24 protein-coding genes are annotated in these 25,437 nt (G+C 30.5%); 21 read left to right on the top strand and 3 right to left on the bottom strand.

Annotated features, from left to right (window positions below):
* Nucleotides 1-6: 6 nt before the first annotated feature.
* From JST55_16495 to JST55_16430, 14 genes are all read left to right on the top strand, one after another.
* The gene (locus tag JST55_16495) at nt 7-678 is read left to right on the top strand and encodes a chitosanase (protein ID MBS1495107.1); all 672 of its coding nucleotides are present in this window, start codon (nt 7-9) and stop codon (nt 676-678) included.
* A gap of 23 nt (nt 679-701) precedes the next feature.
* A complete protein-coding gene (locus tag JST55_16490; GenBank protein ID MBS1495106.1) occupies nt 702-2,063 on the top strand; it encodes a hypothetical protein in 1,362 nt (453 codons plus the stop codon).
* Nucleotides 2,064-2,126: 63 nt separating this feature from the next.
* Entirely contained in the window at nt 2,127-2,828 is a 702-nt protein-coding gene (locus tag JST55_16485; GenBank protein MBS1495105.1) for a peptidoglycan-binding protein, read from the top strand.
* A gap of 29 nt (nt 2,829-2,857) precedes the next feature.
* Nucleotides 2,858-3,946: a hypothetical protein gene (locus tag JST55_16480; protein ID MBS1495104.1), complete on the top strand. Its 1,089-nt coding sequence runs from the start codon at nt 2,858-2,860 to the stop codon at nt 3,944-3,946.
* A 29-nt stretch (nt 3,947-3,975) separates the two neighbouring features.
* A complete protein-coding gene (locus tag JST55_16475) occupies nt 3,976-5,808 on the top strand; it encodes a patatin-like phospholipase family protein (GenBank protein ID MBS1495103.1) in 1,833 nt (610 codons plus the stop codon).
* 82 nt (nt 5,809-5,890) lie between these two features.
* A complete protein-coding gene (locus JST55_16470) occupies nt 5,891-10,102 on the top strand; it encodes a hypothetical protein (GenBank protein ID MBS1495102.1) in 4,212 nt (1,403 codons plus the stop codon).
* Entirely contained in the window at nt 10,090-11,265 is a 1,176-nt protein-coding gene (locus JST55_16465) for a hypothetical protein (GenBank protein ID MBS1495101.1), read from the top strand. Before JST55_16470 ends, JST55_16465 begins: the two co-directional genes overlap by 13 nt.
* A 390-nt stretch (nt 11,266-11,655) precedes the next feature.
* Nucleotides 11,656-11,976 carry a hypothetical protein gene (locus tag JST55_16460; GenBank protein ID MBS1495100.1) on the top strand — a complete coding sequence of 107 codons (321 nt, stop codon included), beginning with the start codon at nt 11,656-11,658 and terminating at the stop codon, nt 11,974-11,976.
* Between the two features lie 40 nt (nt 11,977-12,016).
* Nucleotides 12,017-12,295: a hypothetical protein gene (locus JST55_16455; protein ID MBS1495099.1), complete on the top strand. Its 279-nt coding sequence runs from the start codon at nt 12,017-12,019 to the stop codon at nt 12,293-12,295.
* Nucleotides 12,296-12,392: 97 nt separating this feature from the next.
* Nucleotides 12,393-12,662 carry a hypothetical protein gene (locus JST55_16450; GenBank protein MBS1495098.1) on the top strand — a complete coding sequence of 90 codons (270 nt, stop codon included), beginning with the start codon at nt 12,393-12,395 and terminating at the stop codon, nt 12,660-12,662.
* A 182-nt stretch (nt 12,663-12,844) separates the two neighbouring features.
* The gene (locus JST55_16445) at nt 12,845-13,777 is read left to right on the top strand and encodes a hypothetical protein (GenBank protein ID MBS1495097.1); all 933 of its coding nucleotides are present in this window, start codon (nt 12,845-12,847) and stop codon (nt 13,775-13,777) included.
* Nucleotides 13,778-14,055: 278 nt separating this feature from the next.
* The gene (locus tag JST55_16440) at nt 14,056-14,829 is read left to right on the top strand and encodes a ThiF family adenylyltransferase (protein ID MBS1495096.1); all 774 of its coding nucleotides are present in this window, start codon (nt 14,056-14,058) and stop codon (nt 14,827-14,829) included.
* Between the two features lie 165 nt (nt 14,830-14,994).
* Nucleotides 14,995-16,050 carry a hypothetical protein gene (locus tag JST55_16435; GenBank protein MBS1495095.1) on the top strand — a complete coding sequence of 352 codons (1,056 nt, stop codon included), beginning with the start codon at nt 14,995-14,997 and terminating at the stop codon, nt 16,048-16,050.
* A gap of 430 nt (nt 16,051-16,480) precedes the next feature.
* The gene (locus JST55_16430; GenBank protein ID MBS1495094.1) at nt 16,481-16,795 is read left to right on the top strand and encodes a DUF2958 domain-containing protein; all 315 of its coding nucleotides are present in this window, start codon (nt 16,481-16,483) and stop codon (nt 16,793-16,795) included.
* A 117-nt stretch (nt 16,796-16,912) separates the two neighbouring features.
* Here JST55_16430 and JST55_16425 read toward each other — a convergent pair whose 3' ends face one another.
* The 3 genes from JST55_16425 to JST55_16415 all read right to left on the bottom strand — a co-directional run bounded on the left by JST55_16425 (nt 16,913) and on the right by JST55_16415 (nt 19,574).
* The gene (locus JST55_16425) at nt 16,913-18,214 is read right to left on the bottom strand and encodes a hypothetical protein (protein ID MBS1495093.1); all 1,302 of its coding nucleotides are present in this window, start codon (nt 18,212-18,214) and stop codon (nt 16,913-16,915) included.
* A gap of 12 nt (nt 18,215-18,226) precedes the next feature.
* Nucleotides 18,227-18,877, bottom strand: a complete 651-nt coding sequence (locus JST55_16420; GenBank protein ID MBS1495092.1) for a hypothetical protein — start codon at nt 18,875-18,877, stop codon at nt 18,227-18,229.
* A 64-nt stretch (nt 18,878-18,941) separates the two neighbouring features.
* A complete protein-coding gene (locus JST55_16415) occupies nt 18,942-19,574 on the bottom strand; it encodes a hypothetical protein (GenBank protein ID MBS1495091.1) in 633 nt (210 codons plus the stop codon).
* 147 nt (nt 19,575-19,721) lie between these two features.
* Here JST55_16415 and JST55_16410 point away from each other — a divergent pair, with 147 nt between their 5' ends.
* The 7 genes from JST55_16410 to JST55_16380 are packed head-to-tail and all read left to right on the top strand — an operon-like array spanning nt 19,722 to nt 25,435.
* Nucleotides 19,722-20,294, top strand: coding sequence for a restriction endonuclease subunit S (locus JST55_16410; GenBank protein ID MBS1495090.1), 573 nt, complete (start codon nt 19,722-19,724; stop codon nt 20,292-20,294).
* A complete protein-coding gene (locus tag JST55_16405; GenBank protein ID MBS1495089.1) occupies nt 20,287-21,792 on the top strand; it encodes a type I restriction-modification system subunit M in 1,506 nt (501 codons plus the stop codon). The genes JST55_16410 and JST55_16405 overlap by 8 nt, the downstream gene beginning before the upstream one ends.
* Nucleotides 21,789-22,535: a hypothetical protein gene (locus JST55_16400; protein ID MBS1495088.1), complete on the top strand. Its 747-nt coding sequence runs from the start codon at nt 21,789-21,791 to the stop codon at nt 22,533-22,535. Before JST55_16405 ends, JST55_16400 begins: the two co-directional genes overlap by 4 nt.
* The gene (locus tag JST55_16395; protein MBS1495087.1) at nt 22,528-23,772 is read left to right on the top strand and encodes a restriction endonuclease subunit S; all 1,245 of its coding nucleotides are present in this window, start codon (nt 22,528-22,530) and stop codon (nt 23,770-23,772) included. Before JST55_16400 ends, JST55_16395 begins: the two co-directional genes overlap by 8 nt.
* Nucleotides 23,773-23,796: 24 nt before the next feature.
* Complete coding sequence (locus tag JST55_16390) at nt 23,797-24,024, top strand: DUF2188 domain-containing protein (protein ID MBS1495086.1); 228 nt, start codon at nt 23,797-23,799, stop codon at nt 24,022-24,024.
* A gap of 5 nt (nt 24,025-24,029) precedes the next feature.
* Nucleotides 24,030-24,800, top strand: a complete 771-nt coding sequence (locus JST55_16385; protein MBS1495085.1) for a DUF2971 domain-containing protein — start codon at nt 24,030-24,032, stop codon at nt 24,798-24,800.
* A 29-nt stretch (nt 24,801-24,829) separates the two neighbouring features.
* Nucleotides 24,830-25,435 carry a hypothetical protein gene (locus tag JST55_16380; GenBank protein MBS1495084.1) on the top strand — a complete coding sequence of 202 codons (606 nt, stop codon included), beginning with the start codon at nt 24,830-24,832 and terminating at the stop codon, nt 25,433-25,435.
* Nucleotides 25,436-25,437 lie beyond the last annotated feature (2 nt).

Raw genomic sequence — 25,437 nt, 5'->3', positions numbered from 1 at the left:
ATATTTATGATTTCAGAAGAACAAAAAAATAAAATCTGGCAGGTATTAAGTGTATTTGAAACTGGAAAAATTCAAGGTGACTATGCCTCTGTAGTTGTAATGAACGATGGAGCCGAAAATTCAAAACAAATAACTTATGGTAAACATCAAACAACGGAACAGGGTAATCTAAAAATTCTTATTCAAATGTATATTGACAATGGTGGGGAATTCGCAGATGAATTTCATTCATACGTCGGAAAAATTGGTAAAACTCCTTTAGCTTCCAATATTGCTTTCATAAACCTACTTAAAAAAGCAGGCGCAGACTCGATTATGCATTCAACACAAGATGAGTTCTTTGATAAAATTTATTATAAAAAAGCGGCTGATTTTTTTACCGATAACGGATTTACATTACCTTTAAGCATGTTAGTAATTTACGATAGTTATGTTCACTCCGGCAGTATAAGACCAGATATAAGAAGTCAATTTCCTGAAGTACCACCTTCAAAAGGTGGAAACGAGAAAACCTGGATTACTCAATATGTTAATGCAAGACATAATTGGTTAAAAAATCATTCAAAAAAAATATTGCATAAAACGGTATATCGTACCGAATGTTTTAAAGAACAAATCGCCAATAATAATTGGGACTTATCTCAATCAATAAATGCTAATGGTACAATAATTAATTAACAAAAATAATTAATTCAAATGTTATGACAAAAAAAATAATATATATCATATTTTTATTTTCGTATAGTACTATAATAAGCCCTACATTTGCATTTACACAAATTCCGACTAAAGGCGGTTCTTCAAATTCAATATCTCAAAAAACTAAAACAGTAATTGATACAACGATAAAAAAGATACCTGCTGAAATATTCTCAACTGATAAAATAAAAGATGCTAAAATTGACGACCCAATTAAAAAAACTGAAGCTATTAATGAAACGGAACCAATAAATGAGCCTTCAAAGACTGCTTTTGTAAAAAAAGTATACAATGTTGACGGAGAAAAAAATGATGCGGGTGTAGGAGATTGTATTTTTATAGAAGTCGAAAACTTGCCGGCACTTTTAGATGCTGCAAAAAGAAATAGCTTAGGTATAATTCTTTTTATCGATAACATGCCGGTTAAAAAATTATATGCAATTTATCCTGGTGGCGACATAAATAAATTAAAATTCAACTTAGACAGGAAAGAACCCGGATATGAAACTTGGTATACAGTGTTCAGAAGCCCAACATCACTTCATAAAAATGTGATGATTAGCGTTGGCCTTGAAAATGGAGACGCTATACCAATTCATAAAGATGCTGGGAAATTTTCATTTATTGTAATTAAGAAATGGAAATTTTACACAGCTATTGGATTTATAATTTCTATAATTCTGATATTACTTTGGCTTAGTAAAACAAAAGGTATTCTCTGTGAAAATGTTCCACAATTTAATCGTCCAGTAAGCATTCCTTATAGTTTGGCGTATTGTCAAATGGCTTTCTGGTTTTGTATTGTTATAAGCTTTTATCTGATACTTTTTCTAATTCTTACAGATCCTCCAGTGCTAACCTCTTCCGTACTTGTTTTAATAGGTATAAGCTCTGTAACTGCTTTAGGAGCAACAGTTCTAAATCAACAAAATAATATTGCTCCAATTGAAAATCTAAATAAACTTAATGCTGAAGCTAAAACTCTTGAGGACAGAATTAAAGAAATTACAAATATTGAAAATCAGAGTCCCCAACCGATAAACATGGAAGAACTAAAAAAAGAAAGGGAAGAAAAAACAACAAGATTTACGGAAATATCTATTATAAAATCTCAAACTATTTTTCCTACTAAAGCTCGAGAAAGCAGAGGATTTATAATGGACATGCTGACAGATTCAGACGGATCTATTGCTTTTAACAGATTTCAAATTGCTGTTTGGACAATTGTTTTGGGTTTCATTTTTATATACAATACATGGAAAGATTTATCCATGCCTGATTTTGATCCAACTTTACTCGGTTTAATGGGAATCAGTTCAGGAACTTATCTTGGATTTAAATTTCCTGAAGCAAAAAATAAATAAGGTAATGCAAGGTCTAAAAAATTTTCATTTTAAAATATTTTTTTAAATTTAATAAAAAAAATTATGTTAACTCCAACTTATTTTACCAATATAGCAGAACACTTTTATAATGTGATTAAAAAATCTAAAGAGTTTATGTCTGATTCACTGGTAACAGACACCTCATTATTAGAACCGCTATTTGGAGAGAAAATAGAGAAGTTATCTGAAATTATTCAAGAAAAAGGTGGTCGAATTAAAAGAATGGAAACATTCAGATCTGCTGTAAATCAAATTAAAGCTTTCCAGAGTCATCATTCATCAATTAAAACAAATGGAATGCATTATTACGGTATTGCTCAGGACATTCTTTGTTTAGATTCTAATGGAAAAATTATAGAAAAAGGTGAAGCTAAAGAATACACTTTGCTAAGAAATGAAGCAGTTAATTTAGGATTATATGTTATAGGCACTTGGGATGCCGGTCATATACAAGGTATTCCTGTAAGTTTACAAAATGCTATGCGGGAATATGTACTTAATTATAAGTCCGGAAAATATCCTATGCTTGCATACGGAATTGAAAACCATTACGTAATGAATTTAAAAATTGCATTGGCTAAGCTTGGATACCGTGTAAATCAGGATGATATGTTTTTTGGAGAACAGACTGATGAAAGTTTAAGAAAATTTCAATTGGACAATAAGTTAAAGGTTGATGGAGTTGCCGGCGAACAGGTTTATACTAAAATGGAAGCATTAGGATATAATCTTCTAACGATGTGAGTATTTTTTAAAAATTAACCCCCTTATTTATGTTTTATACAATCGCAGCACCAAACACACCAGACTTTCTAAAAACTAAGGCAGATGCCATCTGTACTTTAGGAAATGCATCCGCAACAATAAACTCAGCAATCGATAAACTAAGAAATAATGAATCATATTGTACAGGTTCAATATTTTTGATGGCCGGAGATTACGATATAAATGATTCGATAAAATTGTACGATTGTCTGGAAATATCCGGAGCTAGTATGCAGCAGACAAAATTAAATTTGAAAACTGCTGTAGATTGTTTTGTTTCAAATGGTCAATCCAGTTATGTACGTTTAAGTAATTTTCTAATTAATGGAGAAGAATGCGAAGGATGTGGTATTAACGGAAGTTTTAAACAATCAACATTTGAAAGAATTCGAATGATCAATATGAAGAAGTCCGGTATTAGAATACGGCCATCAGATGAAGGTATTGATGGGATGTTGAATATAATTCAATACAACGATTTAAATGTTGTGAGTGAGGATTCAGATGTATTTGGAATTGATATAAACGAAAGAAACTATGATACCTGGATTATTAATAACAATATAGGTTCAAAGAATGCCAATATTAGAGTAAGCGGTGGACCATTTAGAATAATTGGCAATCACTGTAATGGCACTCCCGGATCAAATGATCAACCACTTCACAATTTGGTCACAGAGCTTGGATTAAATTCAACTATTATTTCTAACAATATTTTTGAAAATGCCAGAGCAGAGGCAATTATTCTTTCGAGAGTTGATAACGATGATGATGCTTTCCGTGGAAACAATATTAACATTTCAAACAATCTCATACGCTCGGAAAATTTAGATTCAGATGAAGAATATTCAATGATAAAATTTGAAAAGGGAAATGGTGATCAACATTTTAACGGAATAACAATTACCGGAAATCTATTTGAGCAAAGATTGACAGAAAATAAAAATAGCTATAAACACTCTATCCTTCTGGATTATGTGAAGAATGTTGTGGTAAGTGCAAATGTAATTAATTTAGATGGTAAATCTGGTGACAACATCTTACAAACAAAAAATGTCTCGAATGTAATAGTTTCAAATAATTCTGCTAACAAATAAAAACTACTTAATAATTGGTTTGAGCACAAATGGAATCTAAAAAAGAAAATAATACCAGTATACCTCCAAATCCTTCACGAACATGCGACGTCGTAATGAAGGGTGGAATAACCAGCGGAATTGTTTATCCTAAGGCAATTTATCAGATGGCGACTGATTATAGATTTGTCAATATTGGAGGCACTTCCGCCGGTGCTATTGCCGCTTCATTGACAGCAGCAGCGGAATATAACAGAAGAGAAAATCAAAGTTGTTCAGGATTTGAGATTTTAAATAATTTGCCGACACTTCTTAGCGAAAATGTTAATGGAAAATCCCGTCTATTTTCTTTATTTCAACCAAATAAATCAACCAGGAAGATTTTTAATGCAATATTTCATATTGCCGGAAAAAAGAACAAATTCAGTAAAGGTATATTCTCAGCTTCCTCTCTAATTTATCATTTCCCATTCATTAGTTTCTTAGCGCTCATACCCGGTGCTTTAATGATGTATTTCTTGTGGAATAAAATCAATGATGGCTTATTTACGATTACGATAACTATTACTGCATTATTAACATTAGTATTAATGTTAGTATCAACTTTAATTTCATTTGGAATTACTTTTAATAAGATATTATCAAAAAACTATTACGGCCTGACTACAGGCAATGCTGAAAAAGTAGATGATAACGCTCCACCTTTAACTGTATGGTTAGCAGACATGATCGATAAAGTCGCAGGTAATAAAGATCCACTAAAACCATTGACATTTGGAGATTTAAAAAATGTAAAAGATAATAGAAAGGATTCAATTATACTCCAAATGATGACTACTAATGTCACATGGCGCCGACCTCATACATTACCATTTACTGACGCGTTGTTTTATTTTGATGAATCGGAGTTTAAAACATTTTTTCCTAAAAGGGTTGTGGACTGGATTGTATCAAAATCGAATAAAGAAAGTGCAAAACACGGAAAAATCCCACTTCCGGATTTTGATGACATGCCAATTGTTGTAGGTGCCAGAATGAGTTTAAGTTTTCCAATTTTAATAAGTGCAGTACCGCTATATGCAATAGACTATACCTTAGCTAACAACAAGAAGGGTCCCCAAAATACAACTCCAGAAAAATGTTTGTTTTCCGATGGGGGAATTTGCAGTAATTTTCCAATACATTTTTTTGATAGTCCTATTCCAGGCAGACCAACATTTGCATTTAATTTAGATGAATTCCATCCAGAACATCCTCAACAAAAAGATGAATCTAAAAATATTTACTTAACCAATACCAATGGTGACGGAGTAAATGACAAATGGTTCAGATTTGATGATTCATTGTTGAAATTTCTTAAGTCACTTATGAATACGATGCAAAATTGGACTGATCATACTCAGGTTAAAATGCCGGGTTATAGAGACAGAATAGTGAGCATTCATTTATCTCCGGATGAAGGTGGTTTGAATTTAAATATGCCTGAAGAAGTCATAACTCATCTTAGCGAAAGAGGAATGTATGCAGGTGAATTACTTAGAGATCGATTTACCGGAACCTCAGGTCATCCAATGGATTGGAATAATCATAGATGGATAAGATATAGAACTACAATGTGTATGCTTGAAAACTATTTAAAAAATATTGAAAAGAAATTTGAAGAGTTTGATCCTAATATTGAAAAAGGGTACGAAGAATTACTTCATAGAGCAAATGGAGAACCACCCCAATGTTATGAATTTACTAACGACCAAAGAGAATTTGCGATTGATGAAATGGAAAGATTAAGAGAGTACATACAAAGATTGAATGAACGAATGTACTCATACTGTAGCGGTTCACCAAGACCTGCACCGGAATTGAAAGCGAAACCAAAAATATGAAATATTTCCATAAATTAAATAGAGTATTCAATTTAAACAATGGCAGTATCACAAAGTAGAATTAATCAAATTAATTAAATTTATGAATTCAGATTCTATAAATAAAGTAATTAAAGATATTGTAGATGAAATTGAGAAACCTTTTACTGAGAATGGTTATAAATTAATAGATACTCATTTTGAAAATGGTAATAACCTCCATTCCAATCAATACTATTTTGCGAAAAAATTTCTTCAAAATGTTAAAAATTGCGAAATTATTTCTGAAGTTTTTACCGCAAAGATTTCAGAGATTGAATTAAGTGGACCAACAACATTCGTTGGACTTCATAACTATACGGGATTAACTTTAAATAAAGTTCTTGAAAAATTGTCCGATCACAATGTTGATTACAATTATGAAATAATTAACCAAGAAAACGAAGATTTTAAATGGCAAAACATTCCTCATTTAAAAGAAAATTTGATAATAGTTTTACCAATTGCATGTACATTTTCTTTTTTTGAAAAATTATGTGAATTCATCCAAATATATATCAATGAATATCATGAAAATTCAAATATAAAAATTTCAGAAAAGTGCATTACAGTTTTTTTAGTACTTAATTTGTCTTTAAAAGTTAAATTCGAAATAGAAAATGTTAAAAAAATAATTATTAAAAATTTTGAGAATTCAACTTCTAAATTTGAAAAACATTTGTACGATATTTATTCTCTTTTCAACTGGACAGAAATAAATCAAGATAAAATAAAAATAGAAAGTAATTCAGGAAAAGCTATTGTTGCTTTTCCACTCGTAAAATTATATTCTGAATTACATTTGCCGGAGGATTGCCCGCAGTGTTTTCCAACTAAGGATTTGGCAAAAGTAGAAAATACTTTAGGTAATGTAAAAGTACTTTCAGACGAAATGCCATTGTTCAGTACAAACTATACATTTGATTCACCGAATTTAATTCTGGGACTTCCTAAATTCAGTTCGCAAGAAACCAAAGGATTGGAAAACTTCTTTGAGTTCTTTTCTTCAAACGAAAAGAAACAGAATATTATCCTTCATGGCAATATCAGTGCAAACAAAGGTAAGTATTACGATTATATCAGAGGTAATGCTTTTTATTTAAAGAATAAGGAGGAAATACTTTATTATTTTAATACTGAACTTAGCAAATATTTTGAAAAAGAGGGAACTAAAAAAATCTTATTTATCACTTCTGAATATAGTCATAATTCAAGGTTTCTTGAAGATCTTTGTTTAACAAATTGCCTTAGAAATAAGATTGTAACAATTATCCAATTCCAGTCAGATTATGAATTTATCGATAATTTTATTTCTTTGTATTTTAGTAAATTAAATGATGAAAGAGAAGAATTAGATAGGAAAAAAGAAAAAAATGAAACTAAAATTATTTATTTCAGTGAAGTACTCTCAGCAACAAGAGATTTCAAATTAATAAGTGACTATATTAAGCATAGACAAGATACAGAATTAAAAATGCAAGGCCAAGGGTTTGATTTGATTTTAACTCTAATAGACAGAACTACATTGTTCACAAAGCATGAGATTATGAAAAAATTACAATCTAATAATCTTGGATCGGAAAATACTGAAAATATAATAGAAATCCTTAGGGGAAAAATTATATCATATTTTAATCTCAATTTACCTGTTTCGTCAGCAACTAATTTAGGTAACCCATTATCAAAAAGAGTAGCAGACTTAAAGAAGATTATCAAAGAGACACTTTTAGACTGCATAAAAGAAACAATATTAAGAAAACTTATTCAGAAAGAACCTAAAGAACTTCCAGAAGTCAATCAAAAATATTGGGAGAAAAAGCACGGAAGTTTTTTCCCGTTTTTGGATAATAATGATAACTTTACAGAAGAGGTTTTTAATTATTATAGGGAAAGTTTTTCTTCTGAAAAGCTAAACTTGCTACGAATATTTATTTCAAATAAAATAAATTTAGAATTATCAGGAGTAAAATTTCAAAATGAGATGTTTCATAAAGATAGAAAACCAAAAGAATTTATTAGTAGTTTAATAGATTCACTAAATATAAATGAGGAAGTTAAATTATTTTTCTCCGCGGGAACCGAGAAAAATGGAGCAAATAGAATTTCTGCTGTTGAAACGAAATATATACAAGACATGGCAGTTAAAATATTGACACAATACCCCTACATCTATTATAAAAACATATACGATTCAATATTCGATTATTGTTTAAATGAATTTGACAAATTATTTGCAAAAGCTGAAAGGAAAAAATCTATTTCTTTTTCAGCGGTCAGGAGATTAAAATTTTATTTAAGAAGATTGATACAATTGAATTCGAACTTTATTATTTCAGAACGATTTTTAAAATACATTAAAAAGTTATTTGAGAATCCAGAAATAAGTAATTCTATTAATCAATATCGAGCAATATATAAAGATTCTTTAAAAAATATTGCTGAAAAATCGGACAAAAGTAATTTTACACATGCACAACATTTTAATTACAATTATATACTGAATCAATTGGGATCCTTATTCCCGGTAATATTATTCTACTATAAGGAATTAATTTACCGAAATCCTTCAAAATCTATAACATTGGAACAGTTAATTAATAATGAAAAGTTACAACCGCTTCCAAGTGATGATTTGAAAAAAACAATTCAAAACAAATTTTTCCATTTTATAAATATGCTTCACTCGGAGAATATTTATTTATTAAATGAATTAAAAGAATATCATAAAAAATTTCTAAATAATTTGCTGAAATCTGGCAAAAGTGGATTTGAAAATGTAGACAAACATTATAACTATTATTTCGGACAACAAGCAATCAATAATTCAATTTGTATCAATGCAAAAAAAATAATTGGATGCCATAAATCTTATGACGGTATTACAACGGAGGAAATAAATAAGTCTGTGAGTCAAATGCTGAATACTGAATCTATATTGGTTAGAAAAAGTTTAGGTGCAAATTACGGAGAAGAGAGAAATTTCAATACGGAAATAAGGGAAATATTAAGCTCATTTGTAGATATATTGAAATATGGAATGGACGAAACAAAATTTAATTATGCGTTTTTTATAGAACATAAAAAGCATCCCCAGCAAGAAAAAAAATCGAATAAAAATATCTATCCAATCTTAAAAAATGAAAAAGATAGTGAGCCACAATTCATTTACCTTAATGAAGAAGGTTTAATTTACAATCTATTATATGAACTGTATGATGATAATCTGGAATCCAGTACACATCAATCTCTTTTGATAGCTTTAAAGAAAAGTGAAAACGAGATAATTGGTTTTAATGATTATTATTTTACTGAAAAAAACGGCGAGGAAAATATTAACCCTCCGAGAAGTTTTCAGGAAATGTATAATGCCGACTTATTAAATAAAAATAATGGTACTCTTTTGGATGAAATGCTTAAAAAAGCTAATATGTCGATTTATTTGAGATTTTCAGAAAATAATTATGATACTTTTTCTAACTCAATTGATAACAATGAGAATCTTTTTATAAAGGGAAAAGCTGTTTTACTTATTACAACTGAAGAAGCTTGCACAAAGGAGAATCTATTAAAATTTATAAATAATGAAAAACTAAGGTTATTGTTGCTTTTGAAAGAAGAAATACTTGTTTATCTTAATAAACAATTTGAAAACGAAGCTTTCAATGCAGTTCTAACTAGTAAACAAAAAATACTTGAAAGAAAGCATCTTTGGCATGGAATAGGAAAATATATAAAAAATCAGTATGGAATGGTCAATAATATTTTTAAAGGGATTAATAAAGATAAAAACTTTCAAATGTTTAATATCGTGACTCAAGCCATTGCTGGTCAATTCCAAGCAATGAATGAAATTGATCCATCTTCACAAATTTGTTTAACCAAAGAAGAATTTATTGACAGAGTAAAATTAATTTTTGAATCTGTTATAGGAGGAAAGGCTATAGAATTTAAAAAACTGATTCTGGAAAATATTAATTTTACTGAATTGGTAGTACATCCATTATTTTGGACTACTATATTAACTGAACTAATAATTAACATGAAAAAGCATGGTCCTTGGCAACCTGATGAAGGAGACTATGTAATTGAATATACTGACGATGAATTTGTTTTCAGTAATAAAGAATCAGAAGAACCAGAAACTAATAAAATCCCAGGTGAAGGATTAGATTTGTGTAGAGATATTGTAGAAAAAATAGGATGTGAGATAAAAAGAAATTCAAAAAATCAAATATATGAAGTTAAATTAAAATTAAATTCATTATGGAAAAAATAAAAATCCTTGTAGTAGAAGATGATCAAGAGGAGTTTGAACAAATTACTGCTGGAATTAAATCTACTTGGGGTATAGATGTAGAAGTTTTTCCTTATGACGATGTTGAACCATATGCACCGCGCCCGAATTTTAATAAACTGATAGCTGATATTAATCTAAAAGATTATCAAGGTGTACTTAATGAATACCCTAAAATTGATTTAATCATACTAGATTTATCACTTACACCAGGAAAAAGGGACGAAAATGGCATTCAATTCTATAACTTTGTTCAGGAAAATAAATCGAAATATTTGTCGGAAAACAAGAAAAATGATGTCCATTTTATAGCTATTAGTATCTTAGATGACAAAAAATATTTTTTTGATGAAAAGAAAATTCCATTTTTTCCAAAACTTGAATATGGATTAAATATTGTTATTGAGAATCTCAATAATAAAATTGGGCAATTATTTTTTAAGGGATTAAGAGGTTCCGTTGCTGAGAAAAAATGGTATGATAAATTTGAATTGAATTCAGCTAAATTTGAAGGTAGAATTTCACGATTGTTAGTTGATAAACTAATATTGTTTTTTTTATATCTTTTAATTGTAGGTACAACACTTGCATCTGGGATCGGACTGACAATTAAACTAGGTGAAGAATATTTGCATGCTGTTATGGGTAAAGAAGAATCAGTGAAAAAAACAATTGATTTGGATAATACAAACATTGATTCGAATTATATAGGTGAGAAAAACAGTAAATCAGAATCGAATAATAAAGAAACTGCAATACTCTCTGTATCTGAAAATATTTTTTTATATTTGCTCCCTGTTTTCATAGTCCTGGGATTTTTTAATTATTACAAGGCAAATGCGAGGTTGAAACTACTTGAGCCAAGATCAATATCAATAGATGAAGAAAAATCGATTAAAACGATGAATTTAACAAAGGTTCTTTTTACCTCCTCATTAATTTCATACATCTTAATAAAAATTATTGAAATGTTATTTGTAAAAGCAAGTTTTAAAAAAGGTACAGGCTTTCATATTGACGGGCTTCCGGCAGACCAAAACTATTTAATTTACATTGGTATTTTTTTGGTAATCTTAATGATTTATTTTATTTTCTTGGACTGGAAAAACCACGGTGAAAAAACTGGAAGTAGAAAGAGTGTATAGAAAATAGTTTTATATTTTGATTATAATTACAATTATAGATCTAAAAGTATTAAAATAAAAGTAATCCATATATTTTATCCAATTTTTAACAAATTCTAACGAATTGACACATTTAGAAAAGGTATAATTACTTAAAAAAATAAAATTCTAAGATGATTACCACTGAATTTATTGTAAAACTGAAATATTATATGGATTGCTGTTTGAGGAATAAGGTGAATGTTTTATTTTTGACAACTTATAATTATTAGTTATCAGTTGTTGAAAATTTAAACAATAAAGAATTAATGCTTTATAGTTAAATACTTTTATTTCAATCTAATGTAATTGAAATATATTCACAATCAAATTATCTGGTATAATATATATAGAAAGAAAACCAACCAAACTATGAATAAATACCTCGTAACAATCCCATACAATTATGTTCAGTTCGGAAAATTAACTTGTTATATTTATGCAGAAAACAGTGAAGAAGCATTAGAGCTTGCACTGGATAGTTCCAACCGCTTAGATGAAGATTATGATGATGATGGCTCAGACGGCACAAATTTCTCATATGATGAAATGACAGTTGAAACCGAAGAAGAAGATGTAACCATACCAAACCCACCACCTGTAAACCTTGATAATAATATTCCTTCTCAAACTCAAACTTCTCATTACTCACTCATTCCTGATTACTTTCTATCAGAACTACAACTCTTATAATTCCTTATCAATAATTTTTACAATTCAAATTTAATGTCCAATGAATAAATATTCATTTTCCATTCCATATGATTATTCAAAATATGGAAATCTCAAAGGAACAGTTTATGCAGAGTCTGAAGAAGATGCATTAAGAAAAATTTCTGATTACAGAAATCGAGTAAATGAAGAGTATGTAGATTCAGATGACCATGGTGAAACAAATTTAGATTTTAGTGAAGCGGAGGTTGAGCTTGATGAAGAAGAAGTTAATTCTGAACTTGCTGAACCAAAAGATTCCATCCCCTCATACTTCCTTGCGGAGCTTTACATGTTGTAACCAAATCATTTCGTATTCTTACTTACTACAATTCAATCTTTAAATACATTTTCAAACATAATAATTCACAAACATTTAAACAGAAAGGAATATTGCAATGTCATGGAACACAAACAACAATGGCGGTGGTACTGATACTCTTCAGCAAAATAGAAGACAGGTCAGATGTAATTCTGAGAATTACGATGTAACAGGTCTTGAAGGAGTAGCGCTTACTGACAAGATTAAAGCTATTGCCAGAGATAACGATATATCGAAGTTTGATATATATGACTCTCAAAACAGAAACATCAATCCGGACCAGATTGAAGCAGGTAATTTTACAGGAGATTTAACTCTTGTAAGATTTAATGTAGCAGCAGCTTAAAGGTCCTATAGATGTAAGGCTGCGAGTAAGCAGAATTTCCCCGGCAGATATTCCTCAAAAAAATAAATAAGTCTTGTACCTTTAATATTAAAAAGTGTGAGTTATAGTGACTTATGATAATAGAGAATATCTGCTGCGGATAAAAATAAATGAAAACATAAATCATTAATCGATTAACACATATGTCTTCAAATCAAACAGAACAAACAAACTTATCCGGAGTTAATCAATTAAACATTTCATTCTTTCAAAGGATGGAAGAGTCGGGTGGAGAATCAGATGAAAGCAGAGCAAGCGTAATTGAGCAGGAAGCAAATGTTGGAGCTGACAACACTGCTGGACAAACACCTAAATCCACAAAGAGCAAAAAGAAATCAACCGGGAAAAACATTTCCAACATTCTCAAACAATCTGATAAGCACTTAGTAAACATTATTTCAAAAGAAGTGAAGTTCAAGGACTTTACTGAAAGAATGTTGAAATCAAAGCAGGAAAACATCCTTGTAAAGGAAATCTTAATAGAATCTGAGCTTGATTATGTAAACTCATTGAAGCAGTTAAAATCAGTATTCAAAACTGAGCTTCAGACTGCTATCAATCAGGTAAACAGTCTTTATCAGAATGAGCTATCAAGACTTAAACAGCTTTATCAATCTGCTGTGGTTGGAGAATCTTTAATTGAGATCATTAAAGCAATATCAGGAAGTGAATGGTACCTGCTCATGAAAGATAACTCTGTTAACGCTTACAAGTTCTATAATCCTCCGTTTGAAGTAACTAGCGGATACTACAACTCAGGAAAGGTTCTTGAATATAACTCTACCATTTGCATGATAAGAGGAATATACGTGAACATACTTCATCCTAAAATCACTTATGGAACTATTCATCTTTCAACAACAGGACATCACCCGAACTGTCAGACAGGAGGTTTTAGTGAAGCTTGCCCCGGAACATTCTTAGACAGAGAGATTAACCTATCGGATCCCCTTAAGCTTGTAACACTTCTGGATGAAATCTCTGCAACCTACGAGAAAATTCATTTGGACAGCAGTTATTATAAGCCCAATGTGTCCTACGAACTCAAAGAAGAATACAAGTGGAAGGCCAGTTAAAGTTCTTATAAAAAAGGAAGGCACCGCTATTTGAAAAATGAATTCTTTTAGTAAAAAAGCATCCTTTTAGAATTTTGATATTAAATTTTTATCTGTTGGTCAGTATTTAATATCATTCAATATTCTTTAGGTCCCCCTCACATCAATGTAATCAATTTATAAATTTCTTTTAACAAACATCTTTTCTTAATCTAAAAACCAAAAACAGCAATGAAAAAAACATTTAAATCCGCCGTTAAGTTATTCAAAAAAGTTAAAAACTCTATAACAAGCAGAAAATGGAAAGTACAATAACACAAATCAACAACAGGCAAACCAAGCTCATTCCGGATTTCAGTAATGCAATTGCAATTGTTGCAGGGCTTGGAGGAATAGGAAGTTGGGTAGCTCTTGACCTGGCATTAATTGGAGTAGGCTCCATATTTATATTCGATAATGATAAAGTTGAAGCTTCCAATCTCAACAGAACATTATTTAAAGAATCACAAATCGGAAAACATAAAACAAAAGCAGTTAAGGAGTTAATTTCTGAGCGCAGAAAAGACTGTATCGTTTTAGGATTTGAACAGTTCTTTGAAGCTGATATGCTGGGTAAGTTCGAAGGAGTAGAATACTTCTTTGACTGTACGGATACATTACGGTTGAAAGACTCATTGTATGAGTTCAAAATCAAACAGAGAATGGATAAAGAACTTAAAGAGAAAGCTGAAAAGAATAAAAACAAAAGATTGAAAAGAAATTATTCTGTTACTCAATCAGCTCCTTATCTGAATCATGTTCCAGGTATGACGAATAATGGTGACGAAGTTCAAGCTCCGGTGATTGAGTTTCCACAGTATGTGAAGCTCGGATATGACGGTTTTGAAGGAACAATATGCCTGAACGATTTTGATTCAGGAAGATGGGGCACAGACTCTAGATATAGATTTACTCCTTCGTTCTTTGGAACACCTCAGCTCCTGAGCGCAGCTGCTGTAATTGAAATGCTGATTGTTAAGAATAAGTCAGTTCAGACTAAGACAGTGAATGTGAAAACGCTGCTTAATCAATAATTATTAAATCAGCAAATATCTGAAACTCATTTCTATTAAATTTCTAATTCCTATAGTTCAATTCGATTTTACATCAATTGTTCTCTCTAAAACTCTTTCACTTTACCTGACTTCCTCATTGGGTAAAGTGAGAGGTTATCTTTAATGAATTAATTCAACAAAACAATGAAAGATAATAGCTCTAAATCTAACGGTACAATCTGTTTGGATGAAATAAATTCTTCTGATAGTAAAGAAGAAAATAATACAGCCAACAGAAAGACCGAGATAATAAAATTTAAAAAGCTAACTAAAAATGAAAAGAACAATAATAAACCCAACTCGAAGGATGTGGGTAAAGCAGATTTATCCAACAACAGATCTACAACCGGCGCATGGGAAAGCGGCATCAAGATACTTGAATCAGTAAAAGTAATAATTCCACTCAAGCTTTTACTTACATGTAATCAAATTGCAGATAGACTGACCGGAGAAGAATTTTCAATACTTGTAAATCTTACTGAGAAAGATAACATCATCAGGTTATCTGAAGAGTTCTACATCCCGCAGCAAGTGGTGTCTTCTACATCAATAGATTATATCCCTGAAGATTATAACTTTAATACTGTTATTCACAGACACCCGGATGGATTGAACAGCTTCAGTTCAACAGATAAAAACTTCATTAATCAGAATTTCAAACTTTCCGTTCTTTATACTCGAAGGGATGGATTTGTCGGAGGAGTTTACAATCTAAAGCATTCAGAATCCATTATTCAGCTGCCGATTGAAATAGTAGTAGATACCGGGCTTGAGCAGATAGACATATCAAAGATAAATACTGTAAGAGACAGTTTCTTTAAGTCTTCCAGCAGAACAAACAGAAGATTATTATTAAATGATTCCAAGGGAAATGGTAAAGCATACGGTTCAACAGATGACAGAGAAGCTGATATGTTTGTAGAGTCAATAAGCAGAAGAGCTAACAAAGATGGAGAACTTCCATTTGGAATGCACATCGACCGCAGTCGAGAAAAAACAAAGAATAACAGTATGTTTGACCTGGATAAAGAAGACAGAGAAAAAGCAAATAAGATACTAGAAAAACTCTCCGAAGAAAATCTCGACTACAATCTTCTGAAAAGAATATTACTGGAAGAAGTGAATGATAACATTTATGAGCTTGAAGGAAGATTAAGTGAAATGGAAGGTGCAATGTATTATGGAAATCCATATTTATAATTTTCACACTTTCGCTCCTTTCTTCCATTCATTCATCCTCTTTTTACCAATTCTATATTCTTCTATATAACCAAATCATAATTTTTAAAAATCTAAGTTGAAAGGAGCATCAATCAATGCGCTGGTTCTATTATACAGTATACAAACTAAAGAGATTTCTGATATTCGTCTTCAAGCTTCTTATAATGGGTTTATACTATAAGTTCAAAAAAGAAGAACCCAGATATAAACCGCCATACGAATAGTCAGTAAACAAAGTTGCCAATTAGCATTATCCAATCTATCTCGGTGTTGAAAAACATTCCTGCTGAAAACCTATCTATTAATAAACAGGAGGGCTGCACCAATAGTGCAGTCCTTCGTTTATTCTGTGTAAATTTTTTACACGGAATAGCAAGTATTGAAAAAACAACTAAACTAAAATCAGAATATGAAACTTTTCACTAAAGAAATAGAAGCAAAAGCTCAAGAGCAATATCCGAAAGGAAGTGACCTGGAGTCACAGGTAATTGTTGCAAAATTCTTCAATCCAACCGGTGCAGGTACATGGTATTTTATGAATCAAGATCCGAACGATCCAGAATATTGCTGGGGAATTTGCCATATCTTCGAATGGGAGATAGGGAGCTTTTCAAAGAGTGAACTTGAAAATTATAAGGGCAGAATGAGTTTAGGAATTGAAAGAGATTTACACTTTACAGAAGTGAATGCGAAGGAGTTGTGGGAGAAGCTCAATAAGAATTAAATCAATCTTTAACACGAAAACTAAATTGACCAGTGTATAAATTATTTTAATATTTACTGGGCAATTTTTTTCAATGAGCTGTAAATACTATACAAAAATTGAAAAAGCTAAAATAGTTTATTTAAGAAATGAATAAATATCGTTATCAGTATAACCCATTATAGCTAGAGCTTCAAAAATTTTTTCTTTAATAAGAGAAGATAACTTATTATTATTATCCATAGTGATTGCAATATCTGATTTTATTTGAAACTTAAAGCCTATTCCCGGACAAAAATTAAGTGTGGGCATTTTTGTATTAAAAAACTTTTTGGTCAGTTCATCCTTGTTTTTTTCTTCGAAGACGATTATTTGTTTATTTGTTAGTTCTTCTAAAAAGCTTCTTATTTCAATAATTTTGTATTGCCGTATATTTTGTTGATTATTTCTCCAATAGTCTAAATACGTTTGAATATCTTTTGAGTTAAAATAAACTAGATTTTGACTCCTAAATGAAACATGAAAATTTGGTAAAATTTCCCATCCTCGTTCTTTGAAACTAGTCAAGTTAAAATCTTTATCATAAAATTTTCTTGCTTGACTGACTGTATCTGCAAAATAAATACTTAACTCAATGTGCCAGGATTTGTCTGAATCATTTTGCTGTAAAATTAATCCAATTTGATTGAAATCCTTAAACTGTTCTCCGACTTTAATGATATTTCCCCAACCTCTATGATAATCAATTACTGTGTCTTGTTTTACAATTTCCTTTAAGATGTTTTCAATTCTTCTTAACAATAAAACTTTGTTACTTTTACATAATTCGAACTTATCATATGGATTTAAAGTTGGGAAAAAATCATCAACAAATTCCAAAAAATCATCAATCAAAAATCTTTCTTGTGAATTCAAAGTTGGTAATTCTAATATAGCATTTAACTGTTTGATTATTTCTTTCCATTGTAATATAACAGGAATTTCCTGTACCTTAGTTTCCTCACTAAGATTTTTCCGTGATGGGTTAAGCTGTTTAAACCAAACGTTTTCAGATTGTGGTTTTACTTCTATTATCATTGTTAAGACTTTTCCGAATTTAATTATACCATCATATCTGGCACTCCTTTCAGGATCAGCAACTATATTTTCATTTGATTTTTCGAATTCCTTATCTGTTATTAATACTGAAACTAAAAGTTCTGAATCAATAATAGGATCAGATTTTTGTGTATCAAATACCCAGTCATAATTTATCAGTTGACTCAATGATGGGAGTTCAGTTGCTTTTGCAGAACGTTTAAATTCAACATTACAGTAGTTATAGAATAATGAAGAGACATGAAAAGAATATTTCATAAGAACCATAAAAGCTCTTGTTAATTGGTCTTCATGTTTAGCACTTTTAGATTGATATGGGCAAAAGTAATTGAGACGTTCCATGATTACTCCTTATTAGATTTTGCTTTTAACAAACTTTAAATAATCTTGCAAATTACTACTATAGAAATCTTTAGCTAAACTTGGTTGGTGTGGCAAAGGAAAAAAATCTCTTCGAAGTTTATTTTCACTTCCAATACAAAATTTAAAAGCTCCATCAGTTAGCTTAGTTCTTCTATTGTAATCCCAAAAATAACTGACTTCTGAATTTTCTTTTGTTAATAATCTCAATACCGGTAAACCCAATGTAACTATTGGAACATCCGGATAATTGCTAAGTTCTCTTTCTAAAAGTTCAAGGTTTTTATCGAGATGACTATAAATTACATTCATAGTTCTTTCCGGTGGAATTGTATAAAAATATTTGAAAACATTCGTAGCATAAACATTCTCAAATGAAATTTCGAGTGCTATACAAATGTCATTGATATATTTTCTTAGCGAACCACCTTTATCTAAATTTAATGTGTGTTTTATTTTTAACCGGCTTTCAGGTATTTTTACTGTGGGATCTTGACCTAAAATAATTAACTTTATATCATCTGAAAGACTGAATGGAGGAATAGGTAAAAGAGTTGTGTCAATTGGATTAACTTCAAAATCGTTTTTGAGTTTCAGTTCATCTCTTATTATTAACGATGAATCGAAAATTTCCTTTTTGTTCATTTTGGGGTTTATGCTGATTGAGTACTTAAAGAATGTAGCTTGTTGTTCAGATTATAATTTACAGTTACTCCCATTTATCATTTGATTGACAAACATCCTTTATCCAACACATTGAACATAAACGATATCCTTTATTATTTCTGCCAGGATTAATTTTAGTATGAAATACCTTTCCAATAAACCAAAAATAATCGAAGTAAATTGTGTTACCGTCAGCTGAATTTTCCTTCAATTTCCCTTGAAAATCTCTATACTCTTTTGCATCAATTTTATAACCTACATTTGGAGGTTTTTCATTAAAAGCCTCTTCAAAAATTCTTATGACATGTGTATCCAAAGGTACATTTAACTGCTTACTCATTTCATTATCTTGAAGTATATAATGTATAAAAACTACCAATATGAAACTCCCAATCTTCTGCCCGACTCCTTCAGCTTTGTAAACTAATTGTTGTAATTGAATTACATCTTTTTTTACTAATAACAACTCTCGAAATAGCGCATAATTATCAGAAAAATATTTTTTACCACTTTCTAAATGCTCATTCCTTATTCTTCTTCTTGTATTTAAGCAAAATTCAATAATTTTCTCATAGCTTTCTTTTTTCTCTATTGATTCAATTGACAATGGAACTTTGATCTGCTCAAATATATAGTTTTTCATAAAAGCTCTCATAAATGGAGCTTTTTCTTTCAAAATATTTGAAGCTGATAGTAAACTTGAGCACATAAACGATATTATAAATAGAGTACAGCAAATTATCCAGAATAAATAACTTGACAATATCCTTCATTTAGGATATTTTGTATCCGTAGAGAGATTACTCAAAGAAAATATTACAAAATGCAATTAGGAAGTCTAACATCAATTTTTACTGGATTGAAATATAACAGTAAAAATATAAATGCAGAACAAGCATCTGTTTTTCTTATTCAGGGAAAAGATATTCAGAACAATTTACTAAATAAAGATAATTTATTCAAATTAGATAGATACTGTGTAGACAAGTATCAATATCTAAAATCTGGCGATGTACTTTTCGCTGCCAAAGGAAATAGAAATTTTGCTTTTCATTATAATGGTGAACTTGGCGAAGTAGCCGCATCATCAACCTTTTTCATAATTAGAATTACTTCGGAAAATGTTTTACCGGAATACTTATCCTGGTATTTAAATTCTAAACCAGCACAAGATTTTTTTAAAGCGAATACTCACGGTACATTTATTCCTTCAATTCCTAAATCAAAATTAATCGAGTTAAAAATTCCTATAACGGATTTGAAAACTCAAAAAACAATTGCTTTAATAGAGAATCAACAAATGTTGGAAAGAGAATTACTAAAACAAATCTCGACTAAGCGAACTTTGTTAATAAACGAAATCATCCACAATAAAATTTTAAGAAAAAATGATTGATACAAAAAAAATCCCAACTCAAGATGAGGTGAACTCAGTAGCATGGAATGCATGCGATACCTTCAGGGGAGTCGTTGACCCCGACCAATATAAAAATTACATTCTCGTTTTTCTTTTCATTAAATACATCAGTGATTTGTGGAAAGATAAAGTTGAAGAATATTCAATAAAGTATAAAGGCGATGCCGATAGAGTAGATCGCGCTCTTAAAAGAGAAAGATTTGTTGTCCCAAATGAAAGCACCTTTGATTACCTTTATTCCCATCGCAATGATGTTAACATTGGTGAACTTATTAATATAGCTACAGCAAATCTTGAAGAGGCAAACTCAGGAAAGCTGGAAGACGTTTTTAGAGGTATAGATTTCAATTCTGAAATTAATCTTGGTGAAACTAAAGATAAAAACCTAAGACTTAAAAATTTAATTGAGGATTTTTCCAAACCGGCTTTAGATTTCAGACCTTCGCATATAGGTGAGCGTGATGTAATTGGTGATACATATGAATATCTTTTATATATGTTTGCAAGTGGCGCAGGTAAAAAGGGCGGGGAGTTTTATACTCCTCAATTCATCTCAAAATTACTTTCAAAGCTTTTAAAACCCAAAGAAGGGAATAGAATTTATGATCCTACCTGCGGTTCAGGCTCACTTCTTATTAAAGTAGCTAATGAAGTTGGTTCACAAAATTATTCTTTATACGGTCAGGAGTCTAATGGCAACACTTACGCTCTTTGTAAGATGAATATGTTCCTTCACAAAATTGATAACGCTAAGATTGCATGGGGAAATACTATTAGTAATCCTAAACATGTCGAAGGTGACAAGCTGATGAAGTTTGATGTTGTAGTTGCCAATCCTCCATTCTCATTGGATAAATGGGGAGCAGATGATGCGCCGGCAGATAAGTTTAACAGGTTCTGGAGAGGTATTCCTCCTAAAAGTAAAGGCGACTATGCCTTTATTACTCACATGATAGAATCATTGAACGAAACTGGCAGAGCCGGTGTGATTGTGCCGCACGGTGTTTTATTCAGAGGCTCAAGTGAAGGTAGAATTCGTGAGCAGTTCATTAATGATAATCTTCTTGAAGCTGTAATTGGCCTTCCTGCTAATTTATTTTTCGGCACCGGTATCCCCGCTGCAATACTTATTTTCAATAAGCGCAAAAAAAATACTGATGTTATTTTTATTGATGGAAGTAAGGAGTATGAAAGCGGAACGAATCAAAACAAACTGCGTGATTCGGATATAGATAAGATTGTTTCTACTTATGAAAAATTTGAAACGATTGATAAATATTCTTATAAAGCTACTATTGATGAAATAAAGGAGAACGAATATAATCTGAACATCCCCCGGTATGTAGATACATTTGAAGAGGAAGAGGAAGTTGATATTGTAAAAGTTCAAAAAGAAATTCTTGAGCTTGAAAATCAACTTCTGAATGTAAGGAGTGAAATGAATAAATATTTAAAGGAATTGGGTTATAAAGGATGATAAATATTGATTTAATATTAGAACTCATAAAAAATGGAATTGAAACAGCATATTACGACCTAGTTAAGCATGAAGATTATAGTGAATTGTTGAAAGATAAAATAACTGAATATTTAATCACAGTTGGAGTTGTAAAAAAACTGCTTGAAAATACTAAGAAATTGTCTACTCTCTCTTCTATTAGAGTAGAGTATGATTCAGACGAATTCTTATCTCACGCATTTACTTTTATGAAGCTGTTTCCATCAATAAGACAAAGAAAACATGAAAGTATTAGAAAAGGCAGAATAGACATTGCAATCTTGGATAAATTCATTAGTAAACCCTTCAAGAGAAGTGTTTGTGGTATTGAAATAAAAGCTATCAATCCACATAAGGGGGATGTTAAAAAAGATTTTTTAAGATTTGAACATGCCCTATTAGAAACGGATCCAATTGGTGAAAATAGCATAGAAGTTTGCTTTATCGCATTTTTAAAAAGATTAGATACTCCAACGAAGTGTTTTAACGAGGCGGACTATATACCAGCTATTGAAAATTCTTTAGCAGAATTATCAGAATATAAAAACAATACAAAATTAGACGTTAATATAAAACATTTTTCAGTTTTTAAGGAATCTGTAGAAGAATACGTTAAGGGTTTCGGTGAAAATACTGATTCAATTTTTGGAGAAGAAATTCCCATTTATACCGGAGCAGTCGAAGGTTTTATTATAATTATGAAAAGGAAAGATAATGAATAAAGTTCAAACAAAGATAACAAGTGTTGGTAAAATTCCACAAGATTGGGAAATAAAGAAAATCAAAGAGTTCGCAAAAACTACTGCTGGTGGCACCCCTAGCACGAGAGTGAGTAGTTATTGGGATAATGGTACCGTAAGGTGGATGAGTTCAGGTGATTTAAACCAAAAGAAAATATTTGAAGTTGAAGGAAGAATTACCGAAGAGGGCCTAAAAAATTCAAGTGCCAGAATGATTCCTCCAAAATCTATTCTAATCGGTCTTGCAGGACAAGGAAAGACAAGAGGAACCGTAGCAATTAATATGGTTGAACTATCTACCAATCAATCAGTTGCAGCTATACTGCCTAATGAAAAATTTGTACCTGAGTTTCTTTATTATAATCTTGATATGAGGTATGATGAACTAAGGAAATTATCAACTGGTGATGGAGGTAGAGGTGGTTTAAATCTTCAAATTATTAATAGTATTCCAATTCCATTCCCAAACTTGCTAGAACAGAAATCTATTGTAAAATATTTGCAAACTTGGGATAACGCAATTGAACAAACCGAAAACCTCATCGCTGCAAAAGAAAAACTTAAAAAGGGTTTAATGCAGCAATTGTTAACAAGTGGAAAGAGATTAAAAGGTTTTAAAGGGAAGTGGAAAAAAACAAAATTTTCTGATGTATTCGAAAGAGTAACAAGAAAAAATACAGAGAAAAATCAAAATGTTGTTACAGTTTCAGCGCAGCGAGGGTTTGTTAAGCAAAATGATTTTTTCAATAAATTTGTAGCGAGCGAAGAATTGAAAGATTATTTTTTATTAGAACGAGGAGAGTTTGTTTATAATAAAAGTTATTCTAAAGGATATGACTGGGGTGCGGTTAAATTATTAAAAGAGTTTGATAAAGCTGTTGTAACTACTCTTTATATATGCTTTAAAATGAAGAAAGAGTTTATGAACAGTACAGACTTTTTTGAACATTTCTTTGCTGCTAATATTATTAATGAAGGGCTTACAAAGATTGCACATGAAGGAGGAAGAGCTCACGGATTATTAAATGTTACTCCGAAAGATTTTTTTAGTCTTAAAATATTTATTCCCGATGTTGAGGAACAAAAAGCTATATCTAACATTTTGAACTCTATCGATAAAGAAATTTGTTTTCTAAAAGAATATTTAAATAAACTGACCGAACAGAAAAAGGGTTTAATGCAAGTTCTTCTCACAGGAAAAGTGAGAGTAAAAATTTAATTCTTAAATATAAATTACATCCAAATGAAAAAATTTCACTTAACTAAAAAAGATGATTCTTGGAAGCTGGCTTCAGAAGATTCATCAAGAGCAATCAAAAAATTCGATAACAAAACTGATGGAGTGAAGAAGAGTGCTGAATATGTAAAAGAGCATGGCGGAGGCTCTCTTTTAATCCATAAAGAGAATGGCAGATTTCAGGAAGAAAGAACTTATCCCAAAAGCATAGATCCTAAAAAATCAAAAGGATAATCCGAATGGAGTTAAAAAATAATCTTCTTGATGTTAAAGAATTTCCTTATGTGGTAAGGTTTCTTAATTTGCCAAAACTTCTGGACTTATTGATTTCTGAAAAACTTTACTTTTCCCGACTTGACTCATTTAAAGATAAATCAGAAGCTATATCACATCAACAGTTAATAAAATTACTGTACCCAAAAATATTTTTTGTTTCTCCCAAGAAAGAAATGGATTTGGAAAAAAGACAAAGAAGTTATTTTGCTACCTGTTGGTTCGGAAGCAAAAGGGAATCATTTGCAATGTGGAATTTGTATTCTGACAGCTCAAGTGTTGCAATAAAATATAAGTTAAGAAACTTCAATAAACTTTGGGAATTGAACAATATAGAATTTGATTGTGACTCAGATTGGATTAATAGAATATTTATAGATAAAATGATTTACAAAGACTATTTAAACGAAAAAGAAATTACTAAAGATACTAGACATGGTATAATGGGACTTTATAAGGATCAAAGCTATAGTGATGAAAAAGAAGTCAGAGTTCTTATAAAATGTAAGGGGAGGATAACCCAAGGAAAGCAAAAGCTTACGTGGGAAGAACAGAATGTGAATGCAATTAAACTGGCATTAGTAAACTTGAAAGATGTACCTTTTGAAATTTTATTCCATCCTGAAATGAAAGAAACGCATAAAAGAAATATTGAAGATTTGGTGAAGAAGTATAATTTTCAAAATGTTGAGTGTAAGGATTCTGAATTGTCAAAATTATTCATTTCTAAAAAATAATTTTATATTAACTGAAATAATAAAACTGTATGAAAATTTCATTGACGGACTTTGTAGATTTTATTGCGCTATCTGGCGGTAAAAGACTGACTAAAGTAAAACAAATTCGTGAAAGGGGTAAATACGATCCTAAAACTGATTTCTATAAAAGAATACGTGATGGAATTATACAAAATCAAAAAAATTCAAAAGATACTGGTGAATTAGATAAAATAGTGGCAACTGTTACAGATAAAAAGAAAAAAGATAATTATACGGCTGTTTTAAATGGGTACAAAAAATTTATGGGGAAAAAGAAATTTGAATCTTTTGACGTTCCTAAGAAAAACTGGAGTTATAAAGAGCTAAATATGAAATTAAATCCAGAACTCGGTTTAATAATTAAAGGCGAGCCACACATTGTGAAGCTATATTTTAAAAAAGATAAGATTGAAAAAGATAAAGTGAACTCGATTATTTGTTTTATGGAAAACGAATTATCTTCAATGCTTCGCGAGAAAAGTAAATTTTGCGTGCTAGATATCACAAATTCTAGAATTCACTACCGCGATAAAAGAAGAATTGATTTTATGCCATTAATTATGGGAGAAGCCGATAGTTTTATTACAATATGGAATAATTTAGATAAAAAATAATT

The sequence above is a fragment of the Bacteroidota bacterium genome, assembly GCA_018266835.1.
GTDB lineage: Bacteria > Bacteroidota > Ignavibacteria > Tepidaquicellales > Tepidaquicellaceae > JAFDZO01.
The sequence above is the reverse complement of the archived record's forward strand: the minus strand, read 5'-3'. Positions and strand labels throughout refer to the sequence as shown.

What these genes read in the sequence shown, in the direction of transcription:
- JST55_16495 (MBS1495107.1), top strand. Translation starts at nt 7, where the DNA reads ATGATTTCAGAAGAACAAAAAAATAAAATCTGGCAGGTATTAAGTGTA.
- JST55_16490 (MBS1495106.1), top strand. Translation starts at nt 702, where the DNA reads ATGACAAAAAAAATAATATATATCATATTTTTATTTTCGTATAGTACT.
- JST55_16485 (MBS1495105.1), top strand. Translation starts at nt 2,127, where the DNA reads ATGTTAACTCCAACTTATTTTACCAATATAGCAGAACACTTTTATAAT.
- JST55_16480 (MBS1495104.1), top strand. Translation starts at nt 2,858, where the DNA reads ATGTTTTATACAATCGCAGCACCAAACACACCAGACTTTCTAAAAACT.
- JST55_16475 (MBS1495103.1), top strand. Translation starts at nt 3,976, where the DNA reads ATGGAATCTAAAAAAGAAAATAATACCAGTATACCTCCAAATCCTTCA.
- JST55_16470 (MBS1495102.1), top strand. Translation starts at nt 5,891, where the DNA reads ATGAATTCAGATTCTATAAATAAAGTAATTAAAGATATTGTAGATGAA.
- JST55_16465 (MBS1495101.1), top strand. Translation starts at nt 10,090, where the DNA reads ATGGAAAAAATAAAAATCCTTGTAGTAGAAGATGATCAAGAGGAGTTT.
- JST55_16460 (MBS1495100.1), top strand. Translation starts at nt 11,656, where the DNA reads ATGAATAAATACCTCGTAACAATCCCATACAATTATGTTCAGTTCGGA.
- JST55_16455 (MBS1495099.1), top strand. Translation starts at nt 12,017, where the DNA reads ATGAATAAATATTCATTTTCCATTCCATATGATTATTCAAAATATGGA.
- JST55_16450 (MBS1495098.1), top strand. Translation starts at nt 12,393, where the DNA reads ATGTCATGGAACACAAACAACAATGGCGGTGGTACTGATACTCTTCAG.
- JST55_16445 (MBS1495097.1), top strand. Translation starts at nt 12,845, where the DNA reads ATGTCTTCAAATCAAACAGAACAAACAAACTTATCCGGAGTTAATCAA.
- JST55_16440 (MBS1495096.1), top strand. Translation starts at nt 14,056, where the DNA reads ATGGAAAGTACAATAACACAAATCAACAACAGGCAAACCAAGCTCATT.
- JST55_16435 (MBS1495095.1), top strand. Translation starts at nt 14,995, where the DNA reads ATGAAAGATAATAGCTCTAAATCTAACGGTACAATCTGTTTGGATGAA.
- JST55_16430 (MBS1495094.1), top strand. Translation starts at nt 16,481, where the DNA reads ATGAAACTTTTCACTAAAGAAATAGAAGCAAAAGCTCAAGAGCAATAT.
- JST55_16425 (MBS1495093.1), bottom strand. Translation starts at nt 18,214, where the DNA reads ATGGAACGTCTCAATTACTTTTGCCCATATCAATCTAAAAGTGCTAAA.
- JST55_16420 (MBS1495092.1), bottom strand. Translation starts at nt 18,877, where the DNA reads ATGAACAAAAAGGAAATTTTCGATTCATCGTTAATAATAAGAGATGAA.
- JST55_16410 (MBS1495090.1), top strand. Translation starts at nt 19,722, where the DNA reads ATGCAATTAGGAAGTCTAACATCAATTTTTACTGGATTGAAATATAAC.
- JST55_16405 (MBS1495089.1), top strand. Translation starts at nt 20,287, where the DNA reads ATGATTGATACAAAAAAAATCCCAACTCAAGATGAGGTGAACTCAGTA.
- JST55_16400 (MBS1495088.1), top strand. Translation starts at nt 21,789, where the DNA reads ATGATAAATATTGATTTAATATTAGAACTCATAAAAAATGGAATTGAA.
- JST55_16395 (MBS1495087.1), top strand. Translation starts at nt 22,528, where the DNA reads ATGAATAAAGTTCAAACAAAGATAACAAGTGTTGGTAAAATTCCACAA.
- JST55_16390 (MBS1495086.1), top strand. Translation starts at nt 23,797, where the DNA reads ATGAAAAAATTTCACTTAACTAAAAAAGATGATTCTTGGAAGCTGGCT.
- JST55_16385 (MBS1495085.1), top strand. Translation starts at nt 24,030, where the DNA reads ATGGAGTTAAAAAATAATCTTCTTGATGTTAAAGAATTTCCTTATGTG.
- JST55_16380 (MBS1495084.1), top strand. Translation starts at nt 24,830, where the DNA reads ATGAAAATTTCATTGACGGACTTTGTAGATTTTATTGCGCTATCTGGC.